Source organism: Neorhizobium sp. AL 9.2.2 (assembly GCF_013317225.1).
Taxonomy (GTDB): Bacteria; Pseudomonadota; Alphaproteobacteria; order Rhizobiales; family Rhizobiaceae; genus Neorhizobium; species Neorhizobium soli.
Genome location: NZ_JAALXU010000001.1, coordinates 699,121 through 716,461, shown reverse-complemented (window position 1 = coordinate 716,461; position 17,341 = coordinate 699,121). Strand labels below are relative to the sequence as shown.

Below are 17,341 nucleotides of genomic sequence, written 5' to 3'. Positions count from 1 at the left end.
GAGCCTGTTAGTGCCCTGCCCCGTCCCCGCTGCCTTTTTTCCGCAAGGGCGGCGGCTCGGCCACCTTGCCCACGGATCGAAGCACGTTCAGAACACCGGCGCAGAAACCAAGAAGGAGAAGAATGATCATCCCCCACGGCGACGTGCCGGCATAGTAATCCAGTCCATAGCCCAGAATGGCGCCAACTGCGACAGCCGAGATGAATTCGGAGGAAATCTTGAAGCCGAGGGCCATGCCCTTTCGACTTTCTTCAGATTGCGCTTCCCGCTTCGCCTCTACCGCGTCACCAGCCTTCCGATCCGCCAATTGTGCGGACAGACGCTTTCGGCGTTCTTCCAGACCATCCTCGCGGTTGTCCATCCCTCACGTCCTCCCATCCGCCCTTGTTCGGAGCGGACCAACCGCAACAGCAGCCAGCGGGGTTTCGCGCCTTCCGGCCCGCTTCTAAGTCGCGCGCAACATAGTTTTGAGAGGACTTATAGTCAAGGCGGTGCCGGGCCTTGATTCAGGGGAAATTAACGCTTCGATTTCAATCGGTTATCGCTGAATTCCCGGCAACATGGCAAAACCTTCGCGGGAATATTCACAGATCGGCCGGGTTTATCAGCTCCAACCACCACCATAGGTACGGTAAAACACGTGCAGACCGATGCGTCCGACCTTTTTCATGGTCTTTGCCCAGTTCGGACGCACATAGACCGCGTGGTAGTGAGTGGCTGAGCCGACTTCCGGCAGCCAGATCTTGCCGGCGGTCACCGCCATCGCAACTTCCTGGGCTGTTTCGAAATGATCCGGCGCGCGGATTCGGTCTGGAATGTTGTCGCAGGCGAAGGAGAACTGGCAGCGGTTGCGCCAGTCTTCGTTCTGATAGACGACGTCGCAGATGCTTTTCGGATAGTGCGGATTGCGAACGCGGTTGAGAATAACCTGTGCGACCGCTGCCTGGCCACGCACTTCTTCTCCGCGCGCTTCAAAATAGATGCCGGCGGCCAGGCATTGCTGCTGCTTGGGCGAAAACGATTCTTCCGGCAGCGCTGTTGCTGCCCAGGCGTGGTCTTCCGGGCCGATCGGCGGAATGAAGCGGCCGGTTTCTGGCTTTGCGCCCAGGATCGCATCGAAGGGCGACTTGCGCGAGAAGTCGGGCTTGGCCGGTGCATAGGCGGTTGCCAGCACATCGGCCTTTTCGTTGGTGATGAGGTCGGCGAGCATCGAAGGAAGACCGGGCTCCTTGACCTCGTCCTTGCGGAAATAGAACTCGGCGAGCTCGACCGGCTGGTCGTCGGCTTCGGCTTTGACGAAGGCGGTCATTTCATCGCTGGCATCCACAGGCGTGGTCAGCGAGCTGGAACGCTCGAGGATCGACCCGGCCGAAAAGGCCTTCGGCGGCTGCATCTGTTCGACGGCTACGATCCGGCTCTTCTTTTCCGCGCGGTTGACGCGGTCTTCGTCCGGCGTGTCCTCACCTGACTTCTCGTTGCCGGTGAATGCAACGCGGCGACCGTCGGGCAGCGTCATGCCGGCATCGCCGCCGAGCACGGAACCGCCACCCGGAAAGGCAAGCGATGCGTTATGAATAGAACCGGCCGGCGAGTTGGTCATGACCATGCGCCACTGGTCGCGGCCGCGATCGATGCCGGAGAGGAGATCGGTGAGATCGCCTTGTGCGGGAACGGCTGGAAACACCAGCCAGGCAGCAAGTCCAAGGACGCCAGGCGCCAGCCAGATATCGCGGCGCGACAGGGCGCGGTGCAAAAGAGACTTCGTCCGAGCCGCCGGCATGGCCACTTTAGAGGACTTTCGACGCTGTACGGTCTTCGAACGCAAAACCGGCTACTCCACAAGGCAGGTCAACCAGGGACCTCAATGACTGATCGATGGGTCAAACATCAATCATTAACCTTGATGAGCAGTTAACGCTTATAGACAGAATCCCTTGTAACGCTGGGATTTGGGCATTTTCACTTAAACGTCAGAGGCTCGTGTCCGAAATGCCACGCGGGTTTTGGGCGACCTCTCCGTCACCCTTCCCGTCAGATGATGACGTGCGAACCCAGTTCGACGACGCGGTTGGCCGGCAGGTGGAAATAGTCGGACGGATCGGTTGCGGCATTGGCGAGCGCGATAAACAGCCGGTCCTGCCACATGGGCATGCCGGAGGCTGCGTCCGGTACCAGCTTGCGTCGGCCGAGATAGAACGACGTCGACATGATATCGAACTTGAAGCCGGTCTTTCTCAAATAGGCAAGCGACTGCGAGACATTGTGGGATTGCATGAAGCCGAATCGCAGCTCGATCACCGTAAAACGATCCGACAGCTTCTCGACCCGGTAGCGGTCCTCGATCGAGACGCGCGGCTTGTTGACCGTGATGATGGTCAGGATGACGTTCTTCGCATGCAGGACGTGATTGTGCTTGATGTTGTGCAGCAAGGCCGCGGGTGCCGTCTGCGGATCGCCGGTCAGGAAGATGGCGACGCCTGGCACGGACACCGGAGCATGATCGCTTTTCTTTTCCACCATGGGAATAAAGGTCTGCAGCGGCACATCGATGCGGCGGGTCTTTTCAAACAGGATCGCAGCACCCCGCTTCCAGGTCCACATGACGACGGTAAAGCCGATCGCCATCATGACCGGCACCCAGCCGCCATCATGAATCTTCAAGAGATTGGCGCCCAGGAAAACGAATTCGAGCAGCAGAAGCGGCGCGAGCACAAGGGTTGCCAGCACACGCGGCCAGCGCCATCTCAGCCGAACGAACTCGAACGCCATCAGCGTCGTCACCACCATGGCGCCGGTCACCGAGATGCCGTAGGCGGTGGCCAGAGCATCGGAGCTCTCGAAACCAAGAACTAGCGCGATGACGCCGACCAGAAGCAGCGTGTTGACGCCCGGCAGGAAGATCTGGCCGGTGTTGGTTTCCGAGGTGAACAGGATCTGCATGCGTGGCAGATATCCGAGATGGATCGCCTGGCGCACCAGCGAGAAGGCGCCGGTAATGACGGCCTGGCTTGCGATGATCGTGGCGCAGGTGGCGAGAATGATCACGGGAACGAGCGCCCATTGCGGGAACATCAGATAGAACGGATCGCTCATCGCTTCGGGGTGGCTCAGCACCATGGCGCCCTGACCGAGATAATTCAGCGTCAGTGCCGGAAAGACCAAAACGAACCAAGCCCACTGGATGGGACGGCGACCGAAATGGCCGAGATCAGCATAAAGTGCTTCCGCGCCGGTCACCGTCAGAAAGACGGCGCCGAGAACGACGACGCCGGCAAAGCCTTCTTCGCTCATGAACTGGAACGCATGCAATGGATTGAAAGCGGCCAGAATGCTGAGGTCGTCGAAAATATGCACCAGGCCGATGCCGCCCATCACGAGAAACCAGACGGCGGTGATCGGTCCGAAGAACTTCGCCACCATGCCGGTGCCCTTCGACTGGATGGCAAACAGCGCAACCAGGATGGCAATCGAAATCGGCAGAACGGCGCTTTCGAAATGCGGTGATACGTATTTCAGGCCTTCCACCGCCGACAGGACCGACAGCGCCGGCGTGATCATCGCATCGCCCAGAAACAGCGCGGCGCCGATCAGACCGAGCAGCATCAGGACAGCCCGATGGCCGCACGCTCCTTTGGTCATGAGCGCCAGAAGCGACAGCGTGCCACCCTCGCCATCGTTATCGGCACGCAGCAGAAACAGAACGTATTTGAAGGTGACGATGATGGTCAGCGTCCAGATCATCAGCGAGATGAGGCTGATGATCTCCATCTGCGTGACGCCGTCATGGGCGACGGGCTTCAACGCCTCGCGAAAGGCATAGAGCGGGCTCGTGCCGATATCGCCATAGACGACACCGACAGAGCCGAGCGCAAGCGCGAACAGCCCATGTCCTTTGGTTTTCTCGGCGGCACTATGTTCTGCTGGGTGGCCCATTCGGCATCTGGCGTTCGAGCCAGCCTTTCAACGGAAAAATGCGGATACTTCGCTCCGCCCGCGAAGAGCAAGGAAGCGCCCTCCGGCGGGAGGCGCCTATAAAGACAGCAATTGCACAAGGCAAGGGCTGCAACTGCATGCTTTCACTCTCGCCGCAGACGTCTAGCGGCGATGTTTAACAATTTCGAAACGAAAAGAGAGGCGATTTCAGAGTATTGACCGCCACTGACCGTGTATTCCTGCCCGGGAGACCGTCCAAACTCGAATAGGTTCTATTCGAAAACGATGGCAGGCGCCTTGCGCAGCGGCTTGCCCTTAATCTCTGCCCAGGCCTTGGATGCAATCTCCCGATAAACGGCGGCGGATGCACTGTCCGGGTCGGAAACGACGACCGGCGTGCCCGCGTCGGAGCGTTCGCGGATGTCCATCGTCAAAGGGATTTCGCCGAGGAAGGGAACGCCGATGCGCTCGGCTTCCGACTTTGCGCCACCATGGCCGAAGATGTCGTAGCGGGTGCCCGTATCGGGAGCGAGGAAGTAGCTCATGTTCTCGATGATGCCGAGGATGGGTATCTCGACCTTGCCGAACATGGCGATGGCCTTGCGGGCGTCGATCAGGGCGAGATCCTGCGGGGTCGAGACGATCACGGCACCGGCGAGCGGCACCTGCTGGGCGAGCGTGAGTTGCACGTCGCCGGTTCCAGGCGGCATGTCGATCACGAGAATATCGAGCTCGCCCCAGCCGACTTCGCGCAGCATCTGCAGCAGTGCCGACTGGATCATCGGGCCGCGCCAGATCATCGCGGTGCCCTCCTCGACCAAGAAGCCGATCGACATCGCCTTCAGACCATAGTTCTGCATCGGGGCGATCTTCCGGTCTTCAAGCTGCTGCGGCTTGCCGGAGATGTTGAGGAGACGCGGGATGGACGGGCCGTAGATATCCGCATCGAGAATGCCGACCTTGAGACCGTTGGCCTGGAAACCCAGCGCCAGATTGACTGCTGTCGTCGATTTGCCAACGCCACCCTTGCCGGACGCCACCGCGATAATGGCACCCACGCCCGGAACGCCGGCTTTCGGTGCGGGCTGTCTCGGCCCGGGTGTGGCGGGGGGGTGCGGATGCGCGTGACCGGCGGCAGGCGCTTGCGGCTTTGGCGGAGGTGCCGTCTTGGCAGGTGCCGTTCCAGCTCTGCGATCGGCCGTCAGCGTAACCAGCGCGCCGTTGACGCCCTGCATCGCGGCGACCGTCCGTTCGGCGGCCATGCGCAGCGGCTCGAGTTCGGTTGCGCGATCGGCTGGCACCGTAATCGAGAAATAGACCTTCTTGTCGGAGATAAAGACGTCGGAGACCATTCCGCGAGAGACGATATCACCCTCGAGGTCGGGTCCGCGAACCTTCGCGAGAACCGCCAGAATCTGTTCCTTGGTGACGTCGGACATTGCCTGCTCCTGATAGCGATCTCGACACAAACTGCCCGCGCCGGATCCAAGGCTTATATAGGAAGTGTCACCGGTCTCGAGCAAGACGCTTCGTTGAAACGCCCCACGTCAGAAAAAAGAAAGCCGCTACCCGGATGGCAGCCAGACGGCGCCCCGGATAGCGGCTTGTTTTTATCGCGCCTCTTGGGACGCTTTCAGCCCCCTCTGGACCTGCCCGTAAACAAGCACGAACCATGCCAGACCGTAATGCGGATGTTTACGTAGTCGAAACAGGGTGTTAGGGACAGGCAACTCGAGAGCGTTGGGAATTTGCCCAGTGAACGATCAATTGACCGCGTAGAAAACAGAGGCGTTGATCAAATAATGATCGCCCGCATCGTTACTTGATGATGCCGGATCGCAACGCCTTGGCAACCGCCTGGGTGCGGTTGACGGTATCGAGCTTGCGGGCCGTGCGGTTGAGATAATGGTTTACGGTGTGCTCGGAGAGTCCAAGGATTTCGGCAATTTCCGCGCTGGTCTTACCCGCAGCCGTCCAGTTCAGGCAATCGACTTCGCGTTCGGTCAGGACATCGTTGGTCTTGACGTCGAGGCTGCGGATCTGCGCCAGCTGTTCATAGACGTGAACCGAGAGATAATGCAGTTCCATCATCTGCTGCTGGTCAAATGTCTTGCCCGTACCGCCGAAGCAAACGGCGCCGCGATTGCCGAGCCGGTCATGGACGGGGAAACAGGCGCCGCGCTGGATGCCGAACCCGGAAAAGATCTGCGTGACCTCGTCGCTCGAATTGATCACGCCGCGATCGCTCGAGAGATCGAAGACGAAGGGCGTCGTGAACTTGCGCAGATGTGCAAGGCCGGAGCTGGTCTGCATCAGACCGCTTTTGTCGAACTGCGACATCAGCTCCGCCGGCCAATTGGTAACGACGGTATTTTCGGACAGTTCGCGAGACGTGATCGACGGAAGGTTGAGAACCATGAAGGTGCGACAGTTATAATACTGCGTCACTCGCTTCAGGAACCGGATGACATCGAACTGGGTCTGCAGGGTGGCGATTTCGGCGACACTGCCGTCGAGAAAGGACATCTCTTCGGCTTTTTCGGTCTTAGACATATACTGCTTCTTGCTCCGACCAGACCTTACGCACGCAAACGTCACCACGTGATGGTGATAGGTTCTCGCATTTGCGAATCTTGTCGCATGGTTTCAGGAATTTGTCAGGGAAAATCTGATGACGCGGCTAGCCATCGCGGCGGTTCGCGTTAATTCTGCAACGAACAGAAGCTTATGCGGAGGATGCCCGTGACCACAGCCGATTTTGTCTCTCACCCGTTCGAGGGTAGCGTATTGTCCTCGACGCCTTGTGAACTTGGCGAAGGAGCCAGCTTCGATGCGGATACCGGGACGATCTGGTGGTTCAGCATTCTCGAAAAGCAGCTTCGCTCGCTCGACATCAACACCGGCAAAGAATCTGTGCAGATCCTCCCCATAATGGGAAGCGTTCTCGTCCCGGTCGACGCCGAGCGGCAGCTGATCGCCTCCGATCAAGGGCTCTTCATACGGGATCGCGCCACCGGCGAACTGACCCTGCACTGCGACCTCGAGAAGGACAAGCCGGACAACCGCTCCAACGACGGCCGGCTGCACCCTTCCGGTGCGCTGTGGATCGGCACGATGGGGCGCACCGCTGCGGAAGGCGCGGGTGCGATCTATCATGTCGTGGGCGGCAAGGTCACGACGCTGTTTGACAAGATGAGCATTCCGAATGCGATCTGCTTTTCGCCGGACGGAAGCATCGGCTATTATGTCGACACGCGCATCAACCACCTCATGCGTGTCGACCTTGATCCATTGACCGGACTCCCGACGTCAAAACCCACCCTCTTCATCGATGGCAGCGGCAGCCCCGGCGGAATGGATGGAGCGATCTGCGATCAGGACGGCACGATCTGGAACGCCCGCTGGGGTGAAGGTGCGGTCGACCATTATGGTCTGGACGGCGTCCTTCTCGCGCGTTTCGAAGTGCCCGCCAAGAGAACGACCTGCCCTGTCGTGATCGGAAATGGGCGCTTGGCTGTCACATCAGCCTGGGAGGGAATGGACCAGGACGCCCGAACCTCCGATCCGCTGGCGGGAGCATTGTTCGAACTCGCCGTTCCAGTCACGCTTGGTCAGGAACCCCGATACTCGGCCTGACTTTAAGGATCTATATTCTCGCTGATAAAGCCCCAAACCCGCCAAGTGCTGAAACGTTCCGCAGTCTCTGCCTAATAAAACGGCATGGAAATGCGGAACCAAACCGGCGTTTCGGCCATTTCCCTACCGAAGCCAAGCAGAACGAACGCGTCCTTCTTGGTCGAGACGGCCCTTCAATCCGAGAAGCCGTCCTTCACGACGAATTAGATGGAAAAGGTAGGAACACGATGAAAAAGACTCTCAGCACGATCGCCGCAGCAGCCGTTCTCATGGCGTCCACCACACTTGCACCGGCTTTTGCCCAGACGGCACAGCCTGCTCCGGCGACACCGGCAGCACCTTCGGCACCGGCCGATACCACGACAACGACCCCGGCTGCCCCAGCAGGTGGCATGGCTACCACTGCAGACGGCAATTACCTGACCGAACAGGCGACCACCCAGGTCAGCGCCAACGATTATATCGGCAAGTCGATCTACAATTCGGCTAACGAAAGCATTGGTGACGTCAACGACCTCCTGTTTGAAGAAAACGGCGGACTCGTTGCAGCAGTTGTCGGCGTCGGCGGCTTCCTCGGCATCGGCGAAAAGGATGTAGCCCTTCCGATCAGCAAGCTGACGCTCACCCGCGACGCACAGAACAACAACGAAGTGCGTCTGTCGACCACTGAAACGGCGGAAGCACTGAAGTCTGCTCCAGAGTTCAAGACACTGGACGACAAGCAGGCAGCATCCGACACATCGACCACGTCGTCCACGATGAACCCGGCTCCGGGCACCCCGGCAGCACCGGCTGAAAATGGCGCCACAACGCCGTCGACGGCTCCTAAGAACTAATTTTTAGGGACCTGGAACGGGCTACACGCCGCGTGACAGACGATTGAATGGAAGAGGCGGCATTGATAATGCCGCCTTTTTCGTGCGCGGTTTACAGAAGCGAGCAGTATCGCAGCGCATCGTAGATTGCTGCATGGACATTGCGGCTTGCCACAGCGTCACCGATCCTCACGAGATCGAAAGCCGCGCCGGGGTTCTTCGGCAGCAGCGGCGCTTTTCTGTTAATCAGCATCGCGTAGTCCACGGCGCCAAGATTGCGCGAGAGCGGCTTCAACTCGTAATAGAGCTCCGCGTTCGCGGCCGTGCCGTGCTCGACCACGACCTGTGCGACACGCCTTTCCTCGACCACATCCTTTGCGTAATCGGATCCGAGGCTTGCCACCAATGCATTGCCGTCACGCCGCACCGACTTCAACCGCGTATTGATCGTCACGCGGACACCCTTCTCGGCAAAAATCCGTGCGTAGGGGACATGGTTCATGCCCCCCATCTCAGGTGCGAAGAAGCGTTCGGGGGAGACAAGCTCGAAATCCGCGCCTGATGTGGCGATGACTTCGGCGGCACTCATACCCGGATGGCCGCCATTGTCATCGAACAGCAGAACCGGGCCTGCGGGTTTGGCAGATCCGGCGAGAATATCCCAGCTGGAGGTCAGAAGCTCTTCGCCCGCCTCAAGTTGCGGCGATTGCGGTATGCCGCCGGTCGCGACGACGACGAGATCTGGCTCGAGTTCGAGGACATCGTCGGCGCCGGCAAACACGTCGTAGCAAATCTCGACACCCAACCGCTCAAGCTCCGCCAGCCGCCAGTCGATGATGCCGATCATCTCGCGGCGGCGCGGATTGCGAACCAGAAGATTGATCTGGCCACCCGCCTCCCCCGTTGCCTCAAGCACGGTGACGGAATGGCCGCGCTCTGCCAGCACGCGGGCCGCCTCGAGCCCGGCAGGACCGGCACCGATCACGACGGCCCTTCGGACAGCTGCCGCCTTTTCGACCACATGCGGCAGCAAGGCTTCGCGCCCCGTCGCCGCATTGTGGATACAGAGAGCCTCTCCTCCCTCGTAGATGCGATCCAGACAGTAGGTCGCACCGACGCAGGGGCGAATGGTCGCCTCCTTGCCACTTGCTACCTTGTTCGCGATATGCGGATCGGCAATGTGGGCACGGGTCATGCCGACCATGTCGAGCTTACCTTCGGCGACCGCATGCCGGGCCGTTGCAACATCGGCGATCCGAGCCGCATGAAAGACCGGGAATTTCATCGCCTTCCTGACATCGCCGACAAAGTCGAGATGCGGCGAGGATCGCATGCCCTGGATCGGGATAACCTCGTTCAGATCCGCATCGTGATCGATATGGCCGCGGATGACGTTCAGGAAGTCGATGCTGCCCGACGCCACCAGCCGGCGGGAGATCTCGATCCCCTCTTCGCGGGAAAAGCCCTTGTCCCAGTTCTCGTCGGCAACCAGGCGGATGCCGACGATGAAATCCGGACCGACGGATTTGCGCACCGCATCGATCACCATGGTCGAAAACCGCATGCGGTTTTCGAGCGATCCGCCGAACGCATCGTCGCGGTGGTTGGTGGCGGGCGACCAGAACTGGTCGATCAGGTGGCCGTAGGCTTCGATCTCGATGCCATCGAGACCCGCCGCCTGCATGCGGCTGGCGGCATCGGCATAGTCTGCAACGATGCGCTCGATATCCCAGTCCTCGATCTCCTTCGGGAAGGCGCGGTGGGCGGGTTCGCGAATGGGAGATGGCGCCAGCACAGGAAGCCAGGCGCCTTTGTTCCATCCGGTCCGGCGCCCGAGATGGGTGAGCTGGATCATCACCGCCGTGCCGTATTCATGACAGTCATCGGTGAGCTTCTTCAGCCACGGCACGATGTCGTCGCGATAGGCGTGCAGGTTGCCGAATGCGGGTGGACTGTCCTGCGAGACGATCGCGGAACCTGCGGTCATGGTGAGCGCGATGCCGCCCTTTGCCTTTTCGAGATGGTAGAGCCTGTAACGATCCTTCGGCATGCCGTCTTCGGAATAGGCCGGTTCGTGCGCCGTCGACATGAAGCGGTTCTTGAGGGTGAGATGCTTCAGCTGAAACGGCTGCAGAAGGGGATCGTTCGAAACGGACATGGTGATCTCGCAATGCGGCTTGCAAAACCACATCATCGCGCAGCGGACAGCCCCGTGCGAGCATCAGACGCGGCGCGGACTGTCCACTCCGCGCCCTCTCCTCAACGTTGGTGGAGGCGGAAGATCAGTCCCGTTCGGGGGTCATGAAGTCGCGGTGATGGGTGCTCAGATAGCGCAGCGTCGAGGCCGTATCGGCGGGTCTGCCGTGGTAATAGCCCTGCCCCATGGCACAGCCCAGCGATCGCAGCATTTCCGCTTCTTCCGGCTGCTCGATGCCCTCGGCGACCACTTCCAGTTCCAGACCGTCGCACATGGCGATGATCGCCCTGACGATGTGTCCAGAGGCACGGTCCGAGGTGATGCGGGAGACGAAGGCGCGATCGATCTTGACCTTGTCGAAGGTGAAGTCGCGCAGACGTCCGAGACTGGACTGACCGGTGCCGAAATCATCGAGCGAGATGCGCGCGCCTGCCTTGCGAAGATCCGTGATGATGCGCTCTGCCGTATCGGCCGAGGTCATCACAGCAGTCTCGGTGATCTCGAATTCCAGCCGATGCGGATCGAGCCCGACGCGGGCGAGCGTCGAAAGGATGCTTTCCGTGGTGGTCGGATCCATCAGCTGAGCGGAGGAGAGATTGAAGGACAGGAACAGATCCCGCGGCCAGGACAGTGCTGCCTCGGCCGCCTTGCGCAGCAGGGTTTCCGACAGCGCATCGATGAAACCGCGCTCTTCGGCAAGCGGCACGAAGACGGCGGGCGATACGAAACCGAGATCCTTGTCGTTCCATCTCGCGAGTGCCTCGAACCCGACGACCGATCCATCGTCCAGGCGCACGATAGGCTGGAAATGGACATCCACGGCATCGCTGATGATCGCATGGCGCAGCGCCTGTTCAAGCTGCGTCGCGCGCATCATCTCCTGCGCGATTTCCTGGGAATAGACCGTGATCTGGCCGCGACCGCGGCGTTTGGACCGGTAAAGCGCGGTTTCAGCGCTCTTCAGCAGTTCCTCGAAATGCTCGCCGGCGAAGGGGTAGATGGCAAAGCCGAAGGACGCCGAGAGACGCACATTGCGATCCCCCAGATCATAGGGTGCGGAAAGAACATCCCGGATCATCTGGCCGATCCGTTCGGCGCCGGTGCGCTCGAAGACGAGCGGCAGCACGAAGGCAAACTCGTCGCCGTCGTGACGGGTGACCGTTGCGCCATCCGGAATGCAGGCCTTGAGGCGATGCGCGACCTGGCAGAGGATCTCGTCGCCTGCTTCCATGCCGAACAGGTCGTTGATCGGCTTGAAACCATCGAGATTGGCAATGCAAACAGTAAACGGGGCGGGATCGGCTGCACGCTCTGCGGCGAGAAGGTGAACCTTGTCGCGCATACGGTACCGGTTTCCAAGACCCGTAAGCGGGTCGCTATAAGCCTTGGCCTGCAGCTCATGCTGACGGAGCTGCGGCAACGGGTTTTCCGCCAACGTCATAAGTTTATCCGCTTGCACCACATTTGATAGGCGACGATGCGGGACAAAGCTTAACATTTCATAGCGGAACCGTAGCGTTTCGGGAAAGCCGCCCGCGCTTCCGATCCATGCTCAAGACCGCATCTGCTGCGAACCGGCAACGACGAGAAACTTCGCGAACAGGGTTTCCAGCACATCGGGACTGATCGGCTTCAGGATCACGTCGTCCATTCCCGATGCAAAGCATTCCTCGCGGTCGCGGTCGAATGCCTGGGCGAGGACGCCCACGATCGGTGTCGACGCTTGCCCTTCTTCCTCGAGCGTGCGGATCGCCCGCGCTGCCTCGAAGCCGTTCAGGGTCGGCAGAGTGACATCCATCAGCACCAGCGAAGGACGAAGCTCGTGCCACATCCTGACCACCTCTTCTCCATCGACCGCAATCGCATAGCGGTACCCGAGGCTTTCGAGGATCTGCGAGAACACGATCTGGTTCACCTCGTTATCTTCAGCAACAAGGATATCGACGCAGGGCTGAGGGTCATCGGGCAGGATCTGCCAGTTGTCTTCTTCGTCCTGTTCGACAGGTCCACGCAACTTGGTCAGTTCGCGGCTGAGGGTCGGAACGAGATGCTCTTCGAGAGCCGCAGCATCGAAGGCCACGACCTGTTTGTCGTAATTTGAGCCGATGGCGCGGCAGGCGGACGCCAGATCGCGATCCGCGACGATGAGATCGACCCTGACCGCGGCGTTGGACACGAGTTCGAGGCAAAGCGCCAGTTCGTGTTCATCAACGACCGAGGATGCCTCGACCTGAAAATCCGCAAGGATCGCCTTCGCGGTTCCAGTGAAAAGCGGGTCGCTCGAGACGATCAGGATCTGGCTGCCGGCGATATCGGGATCCGCGCCCTGCAAAGCGTCCCGCATCTTGCTCTTGCGATGCAGCTTGGCGGAAAACAGATTGGGGTCGTCGAACAGGCGGATAAAGCCACGCCCGTCCTCTTCCACTTCTACCATTCGGGAAATGTCCTGCATGGCGGTGACGAGATAGTACCGGCCTGGTTTGCCGATCCGGTACTTGTTGGCGACGATCACCATCTGCGAGCCATCCGGACGCGTCAGACGCTCCGGCAGCTGGATCTCCTCGCCGTCTTCCACCACCCGGCGATTGATACCGTCGAGCCGCTGGGCCAAGGCCGGAGCATGGATGTCGGTCCCCGTGCAGCCGAGCAGCGCTTCGGCGGGGAGATCGTGAAAGCGGCAGGCGGCCTTGTTGACGGCGACGAAGGCGAGATTGGTGTCCTTGACCATGACCGGGAACGGCAGGTTGTCGAGGATATCCTCGGTCAACTGCACGCGCTCCATGTCGGCGCGCCACTGCTCTTCGCGCTTGCGCTGTTCGGACACGTCCCGGAGGATGCAGACGCCGTAGCCCGACGGCAGGCGCCGTTTGGCAAGACTGATCCAGCGATCGGCACCACGGCGCATCAGCGCCTCGTGCCGCTCCTTCCAGAGCGTGGCAATATTGTCGGAAATCCAGTCGTCGCGGCTGAGCAATCGTTTTGTGCCGCCGGTCTCGGACATGAACCGTCCGCCGCCGTCATAGATGGCACCAAGGAGATCGCGCAGCCGTGTACCGGGTGCAAGGACGCTGTCAGGAATGCCGAGAAGGATGGTCAGTTGTTGACCGGCAAAGATCAACAGGTCGTTCTTGTCGTAGACGACAAGGCCGCCTGAGTGCCCACCCGAGATCGCCTCGGAAATCACTTCCATCATCGCAGTCTGAATGTCCGCGTCCGCCGACGCCAAATCATTCATGTGACAAAACCCCCTGTGTGTTCACAGACTCGGCCAATCGCCGGCACCATGCGGTGCAATCCGTCTCAATTAATCAAGTCGGGTAAGACACATGCTGGCTTCAAGTCCTCGAACAAAGGGCCGATCCTCGTGTACGGGTGCCCAGCCGGCCCATACATCGGTTCCTCTGCGGAGAGCTGGCGCTCTCCCGGGTTCATCCTGTTCAACTCAGATTGAATATCGGTTTTCGGTTAAGGCCGAATTAAGATAGGCTTGCTGCAGGGCTTGCAGGGGACAAACCATCCGGCAGCCTTTCCTTCCCGCCGGAAATCCTTGAAAATAGCGCCATGTTCATCAAGCAGCTTTCCGAAACGCTCATCAACCAGATCGCTGCCGGCGAGGTCATCGAGCGACCCGCAAGCGCTGTCAAAGAACTGGTCGAAAACGCCATCGATGCGGGTGCGACGCGCATCGAGATCGCCACGGCGGGCGGTGGCAAGTCTCTTCTGCGCGTCACGGACAATGGATCGGGCATGGAGCCCGCCGATCTCGACCTCGCGATCCGCCGCCACTGCACCTCGAAGATCGCGACGACGCTCGACGATATCAGAACGCTCGGCTTTCGCGGCGAGGCATTGCCGTCGATCGGGTCGGTCGCGAAACTCACGATCACCAGCCGGCGCCAAGGTAGCGACAGCGGCTCGCAGGTGTCGGTCACCGGCGGCAAGACGACCGCGGCGCGGCCGGCACCGGCCAATCCCGGCACGGTGGTGGAAGTTCGCGACATCTTCTTTGCAACGCCGGCACGCCTGAAATTCCTCAAGACCGAACGGGCGGAAGCCGGCGCGATCACCGAGATCGTCAAGCGCATGGCGATCGCTTTTCCGCATGTGCGTTTCGTGCTGTCGGGCTCCGACCGCACGACGCTGGACCTGCCGGCGACCGGCGAGGACCATCTGGCGCGCATGGCGCAGGTTCTCGGGGCCGAGTTTCGCGACAATGCGATCGAGATCGACGCGATGCGCGAGGATGTGGGCCTCACAGGCTTTGTCGGGCTGCCGACATTCCACCGGGGCAATTCCGGACATCAATACGCTTTCGTCAACGGACGGCCGGTGCAGGACAAGCTCATCCTGTCGGCCATCCGCGGCGCCTATGCGGAGCGGATGCCGTCCGGTCGCTATCCGGTGGCGGTGCTGTCGATCACGCTCGATCCGGCGCTGGTGGATGTCAACGTGCACCCGGCCAAGGCAGACGTCCGGTTTCGCGATCCGGGGCTGGTACGCGGGCTGATCGTCGGCGCCATCCGCGAGGCGTTGCACCGCGAGGGCGACCGGGCGAACACGACCGGCGCATCCGGCATGATGCAGGCGTTCAGGCCGGGGTTTTCATCCGGCCACGCCTATCGACCCCCGACGCCAGCGCCCTGGAGCCCTGCGGCATCGCCGTCGCGGCCGCTGCAGGCACCGTTCGGGTTCGGGGAACGGGCGCAGCAGGATTTCGACGGTCTAACCATGCCGGCGGCCCGCACGGACGATTCCATATCGGAAACGGTGCACGTCTCGGAAGACAGGCAGCGCCACCGGCTGGGTGCGGCCCGCGCGCAGGTGCACGAGAACTATATCGTCGCCCAGACGGAAAACGGCCTTGTCATCGTCGACCAGCATGCGGCCCATGAAAGGCTGGTCTACGAGGCACTGCGCCAGGCTTTGAACGACAAGCGGCTGGCGTCCCAGGTTCTGCTCATTCCGGAGATCGTCGATCTGCCGGAAGAAGATTGCGACCGGCTGATGACGCATGCGCAAGAACTCGACCGGCTGGGGCTGGCGGTCGAGCGGTTCGGTCCCGGCGCGGTTGCCGTGCGCGAGACGCCCGCCATGCTGGGCGAAGTGGATGCATCCTCGCTGATCCGCGATCTCGCCGACGAAGTGGCTGAATGGGGAACCGCTGGGGCCCTGCGCGGCAAGCTGGAATATGTCGCGGCCACCATGGCCTGCCACGGCTCGGTGCGCTCAGGGCGCCGGCTTCGGCCCGACGAGATGAATGCGCTTTTGCGCCAGATGGAGGCGACGCCCGGTTCCGGCACCTGCAACCATGGCCGCCCGACCTATATCGAACTTAAGCTCTCCGACATCGAACGCCTGTTCGGGCGGACTTGAAGGCGCGCCAGACGCGGTGTAGGGAATGACGGCATAACGCGCGAGCAATCCGATGTTTTTTCGCAGGAGACGCAGACAGATGAACCGGTTCGAAGGCGGCAGCTTCCGCGAGGCGAAAATCCGGTACCTGGATGGCGACTACCAGATCGTCAGCAGCGGTTCATACGTGATCTGCGCGATGACGGGTGCTCAAATCCCCGTCGACGAGCTGAAATACTGGAGCGTAGCGCGGCAGGAAGCCTATGCCGATTGCGCGTCCTCGCTGGAAGCCGACAAGCGTGCCGGCCTGCTGCCGAACCAGAGCCGGGCTTAAGCACAATCAACCGACGCGCGCTTGCGCCCTGATCAGGGTTTAACGCCGTTCTTCAATCGACGTTCGCGAAAACGGGCGAGTGCTGCGTCGATGATCTGGCCGGGCGCCTTCGGATTGTCGAAGATCATCTCCACGTCCACCACCTGTACCCGGTTGAGCAGTTTTTCGGCCGGACCGTGATGACCGACGAGACGCACCGCGTCCTTGGCCGTCGTCACGAGATGGAGACCGTTCCTGTCGGCATCCTCCAGCAGGCTTTCGATTTCATCCGCCGTGAAGAAATGATGGTCCGGGAACGACCGGCGCTCTGAAATCAACCCGCCGACGCTGTTGACCGTGCGGTAAAATTTTTCCGGATCGGCAATCCCGGTAAAGGCGAGAAGATTTGTGCCCGCCAGCGACTGGCCGGGGCTTGGATCGAGTGTCGCGACGTGGACCTGCTTGCCGGCGCGCGATGCCTGGCGCACGATCCTGTCGGCCGCGTCGCCGGTGCCGACCTTGAGGATGGCGGAGGCCTGGCGCATCTGCTCGGCCAGCGGTGCCCGCACGGGACCGCCCGGCACGAGATGGCCGTTGCCGATGCCGCGGACGGAATCGATCACAACCAGCGCGAAATCGATCGAGAGACGGGCGCTCTGGAACCCGTCATCCATGATGATGAGATCGGCGCCGTTTTGCGCCAGCATTCTCGCACCGTCCACGCGGCGGCGGGAAATGACGGTCATCGCTTCGCGCTCGAGAAGCAACGCTTCGTCGCCGACGGCCTCGGCCTTGTGCTTGGAACGATCGACCATTGTCGTGACGTCGAGCGATCCGCCATAGCCGCGGGTGAGGAAACCAGGCGTGAGGCCCTTCGCCTTAGCGGCGCGGGCAAGCGTGATCGCCGTCGGTGTCTTGCCGGCGCCGCCGACGGTGAAGTTTCCGACGCAGATGACCGGCAGCGGCGCGTGCGCCCGCTTCGACTTCGCCATGCGGCGGCCGGAGACGGCACCATAGACGAACGAAACCGGCGACAGCGCCCAGACGCGCCAGTCGGCCTTCGTCCACCAGAAGGGCGGCGCTTCGGAAACCACC

13 protein-coding genes are annotated in these 17,341 nt (G+C 61.0%); 4 read left to right on the top strand and 9 right to left on the bottom strand.

Translation table 11 applies throughout. The annotated features are described in order from the left end of the window. Positions 1-7: 7 nt before the first annotated feature. From G6K99_RS03385 to G6K99_RS03365, 5 genes are all read right to left on the bottom strand, one after another. The gene (locus tag G6K99_RS03385; RefSeq protein WP_062579350.1) at positions 8-361 is read right to left on the bottom strand and encodes an AtpZ/AtpI family protein; all 354 of its coding nucleotides are present in this window, start codon (positions 359-361) and stop codon (positions 8-10) included. A 243-nt stretch (positions 362-604) separates the two neighbouring features. Then, on the bottom strand, positions 605-1,780 hold the full coding sequence (locus G6K99_RS03380) for a cell wall hydrolase (protein WP_062453690.1): 1,176 nt from the start codon (positions 1,778-1,780) through the stop codon (positions 605-607). Between the two features lie 251 nt (positions 1,781-2,031). Continuing rightward, entirely contained in the window at positions 2,032-3,933 is a 1,902-nt protein-coding gene (locus G6K99_RS03375; protein ID WP_174195716.1) for a potassium transporter Kup, read from the bottom strand. Between the two features lie 272 nt (positions 3,934-4,205). After that, positions 4,206-5,372 carry an Mrp/NBP35 family ATP-binding protein gene (locus G6K99_RS03370; protein ID WP_174195715.1) on the bottom strand — a complete coding sequence of 389 codons (1,167 nt, stop codon included), beginning with the start codon at positions 5,370-5,372 and terminating at the stop codon, positions 4,206-4,208. A 379-nt stretch (positions 5,373-5,751) separates the two neighbouring features. Next, positions 5,752-6,486, bottom strand: a complete 735-nt coding sequence (locus tag G6K99_RS03365; protein ID WP_062453693.1) for a LuxR family transcriptional regulator — start codon at positions 6,484-6,486, stop codon at positions 5,752-5,754. A 189-nt stretch (positions 6,487-6,675) separates the two neighbouring features. On the opposite strand from G6K99_RS03365, the gene G6K99_RS03360 reads away from it, so the two are divergent. Together G6K99_RS03360 and G6K99_RS03355 are read left to right on the top strand one after the other, a co-directional pair. Continuing rightward, positions 6,676-7,569: an SMP-30/gluconolactonase/LRE family protein gene (locus G6K99_RS03360; RefSeq protein ID WP_371816116.1), complete on the top strand. Its 894-nt coding sequence runs from the start codon at positions 6,676-6,678 to the stop codon at positions 7,567-7,569. 227 nt (positions 7,570-7,796) lie between these two features. After that, complete coding sequence (locus tag G6K99_RS03355; RefSeq protein ID WP_062453695.1) at positions 7,797-8,405, top strand: PRC-barrel domain-containing protein; 609 nt, start codon at positions 7,797-7,799, stop codon at positions 8,403-8,405. A 91-nt stretch (positions 8,406-8,496) separates the two neighbouring features. Here the strand turns inward: G6K99_RS03355 and G6K99_RS03350 are convergent, their stop codons facing one another. The 3 genes from G6K99_RS03350 to G6K99_RS03340 form a co-directional block, all read right to left on the bottom strand. Further along, on the bottom strand, positions 8,497-10,542 hold the full coding sequence (locus tag G6K99_RS03350; RefSeq protein WP_174195713.1) for an NADH:flavin oxidoreductase: 2,046 nt from the start codon (positions 10,540-10,542) through the stop codon (positions 8,497-8,499). Between the two features lie 124 nt (positions 10,543-10,666). Further along, positions 10,667-12,022: a bifunctional diguanylate cyclase/phosphodiesterase gene (locus G6K99_RS03345; RefSeq protein WP_174195712.1), complete on the bottom strand. Its 1,356-nt coding sequence runs from the start codon at positions 12,020-12,022 to the stop codon at positions 10,667-10,669. 111 nt (positions 12,023-12,133) lie between these two features. Further along, positions 12,134-13,816, bottom strand: a complete 1,683-nt coding sequence (locus G6K99_RS03340) for a response regulator (RefSeq protein ID WP_174195711.1) — start codon at positions 13,814-13,816, stop codon at positions 12,134-12,136. 326 nt (positions 13,817-14,142) lie between these two features. On the opposite strand from G6K99_RS03340, the gene mutL reads away from it, so the two are divergent. Together mutL and G6K99_RS03330 are read left to right on the top strand one after the other, a co-directional pair. After that, positions 14,143-15,954: a DNA mismatch repair endonuclease MutL gene (mutL, locus tag G6K99_RS03335; RefSeq protein ID WP_174195710.1), complete on the top strand. Its 1,812-nt coding sequence runs from the start codon at positions 14,143-14,145 to the stop codon at positions 15,952-15,954. A 79-nt stretch (positions 15,955-16,033) separates the two neighbouring features. Beyond that, the gene (locus G6K99_RS03330) at positions 16,034-16,267 is read left to right on the top strand and encodes a DUF2093 domain-containing protein (RefSeq protein ID WP_062579337.1); all 234 of its coding nucleotides are present in this window, start codon (positions 16,034-16,036) and stop codon (positions 16,265-16,267) included. A 32-nt stretch (positions 16,268-16,299) separates the two neighbouring features. On the opposite strand, the gene lpxK is transcribed toward G6K99_RS03330, so the two are convergent. Beyond that, positions 16,300-17,340, bottom strand: coding sequence for a tetraacyldisaccharide 4'-kinase (gene lpxK, locus G6K99_RS03325; RefSeq protein WP_174195709.1), 1,041 nt, complete (start codon positions 17,338-17,340; stop codon positions 16,300-16,302). Position 17,341 lies beyond the last annotated feature (1 nt).

Coding starts and splice junctions, on each gene's coding strand:
- G6K99_RS03385 (WP_062579350.1), bottom strand. CDS start 361: ATGGACAACCGCGAGGATGGTCTGGAAGAACGCCGAAAGCGTCTGTCC.
- G6K99_RS03380 (WP_062453690.1), bottom strand. CDS start 1,780: ATGCCGGCGGCTCGGACGAAGTCTCTTTTGCACCGCGCCCTGTCGCGC.
- G6K99_RS03375 (WP_174195716.1), bottom strand. CDS start 3,933: ATGGGCCACCCAGCAGAACATAGTGCCGCCGAGAAAACCAAAGGACAT.
- G6K99_RS03370 (WP_174195715.1), bottom strand. CDS start 5,372: ATGTCCGACGTCACCAAGGAACAGATTCTGGCGGTTCTCGCGAAGGTT.
- G6K99_RS03365 (WP_062453693.1), bottom strand. CDS start 6,486: ATGTCTAAGACCGAAAAAGCCGAAGAGATGTCCTTTCTCGACGGCAGT.
- G6K99_RS03355 (WP_062453695.1), top strand. CDS start 7,797: ATGAAAAAGACTCTCAGCACGATCGCCGCAGCAGCCGTTCTCATGGCG.
- G6K99_RS03350 (WP_174195713.1), bottom strand. CDS start 10,542: ATGTCCGTTTCGAACGATCCCCTTCTGCAGCCGTTTCAGCTGAAGCAT.
- G6K99_RS03345 (WP_174195712.1), bottom strand. CDS start 12,022: ATGACGTTGGCGGAAAACCCGTTGCCGCAGCTCCGTCAGCATGAGCTG.
- G6K99_RS03340 (WP_174195711.1), bottom strand. CDS start 13,816: ATGAATGATTTGGCGTCGGCGGACGCGGACATTCAGACTGCGATGATG.
- mutL (WP_174195710.1), top strand. CDS start 14,143: ATGTTCATCAAGCAGCTTTCCGAAACGCTCATCAACCAGATCGCTGCC.
- G6K99_RS03330 (WP_062579337.1), top strand. CDS start 16,034: ATGAACCGGTTCGAAGGCGGCAGCTTCCGCGAGGCGAAAATCCGGTAC.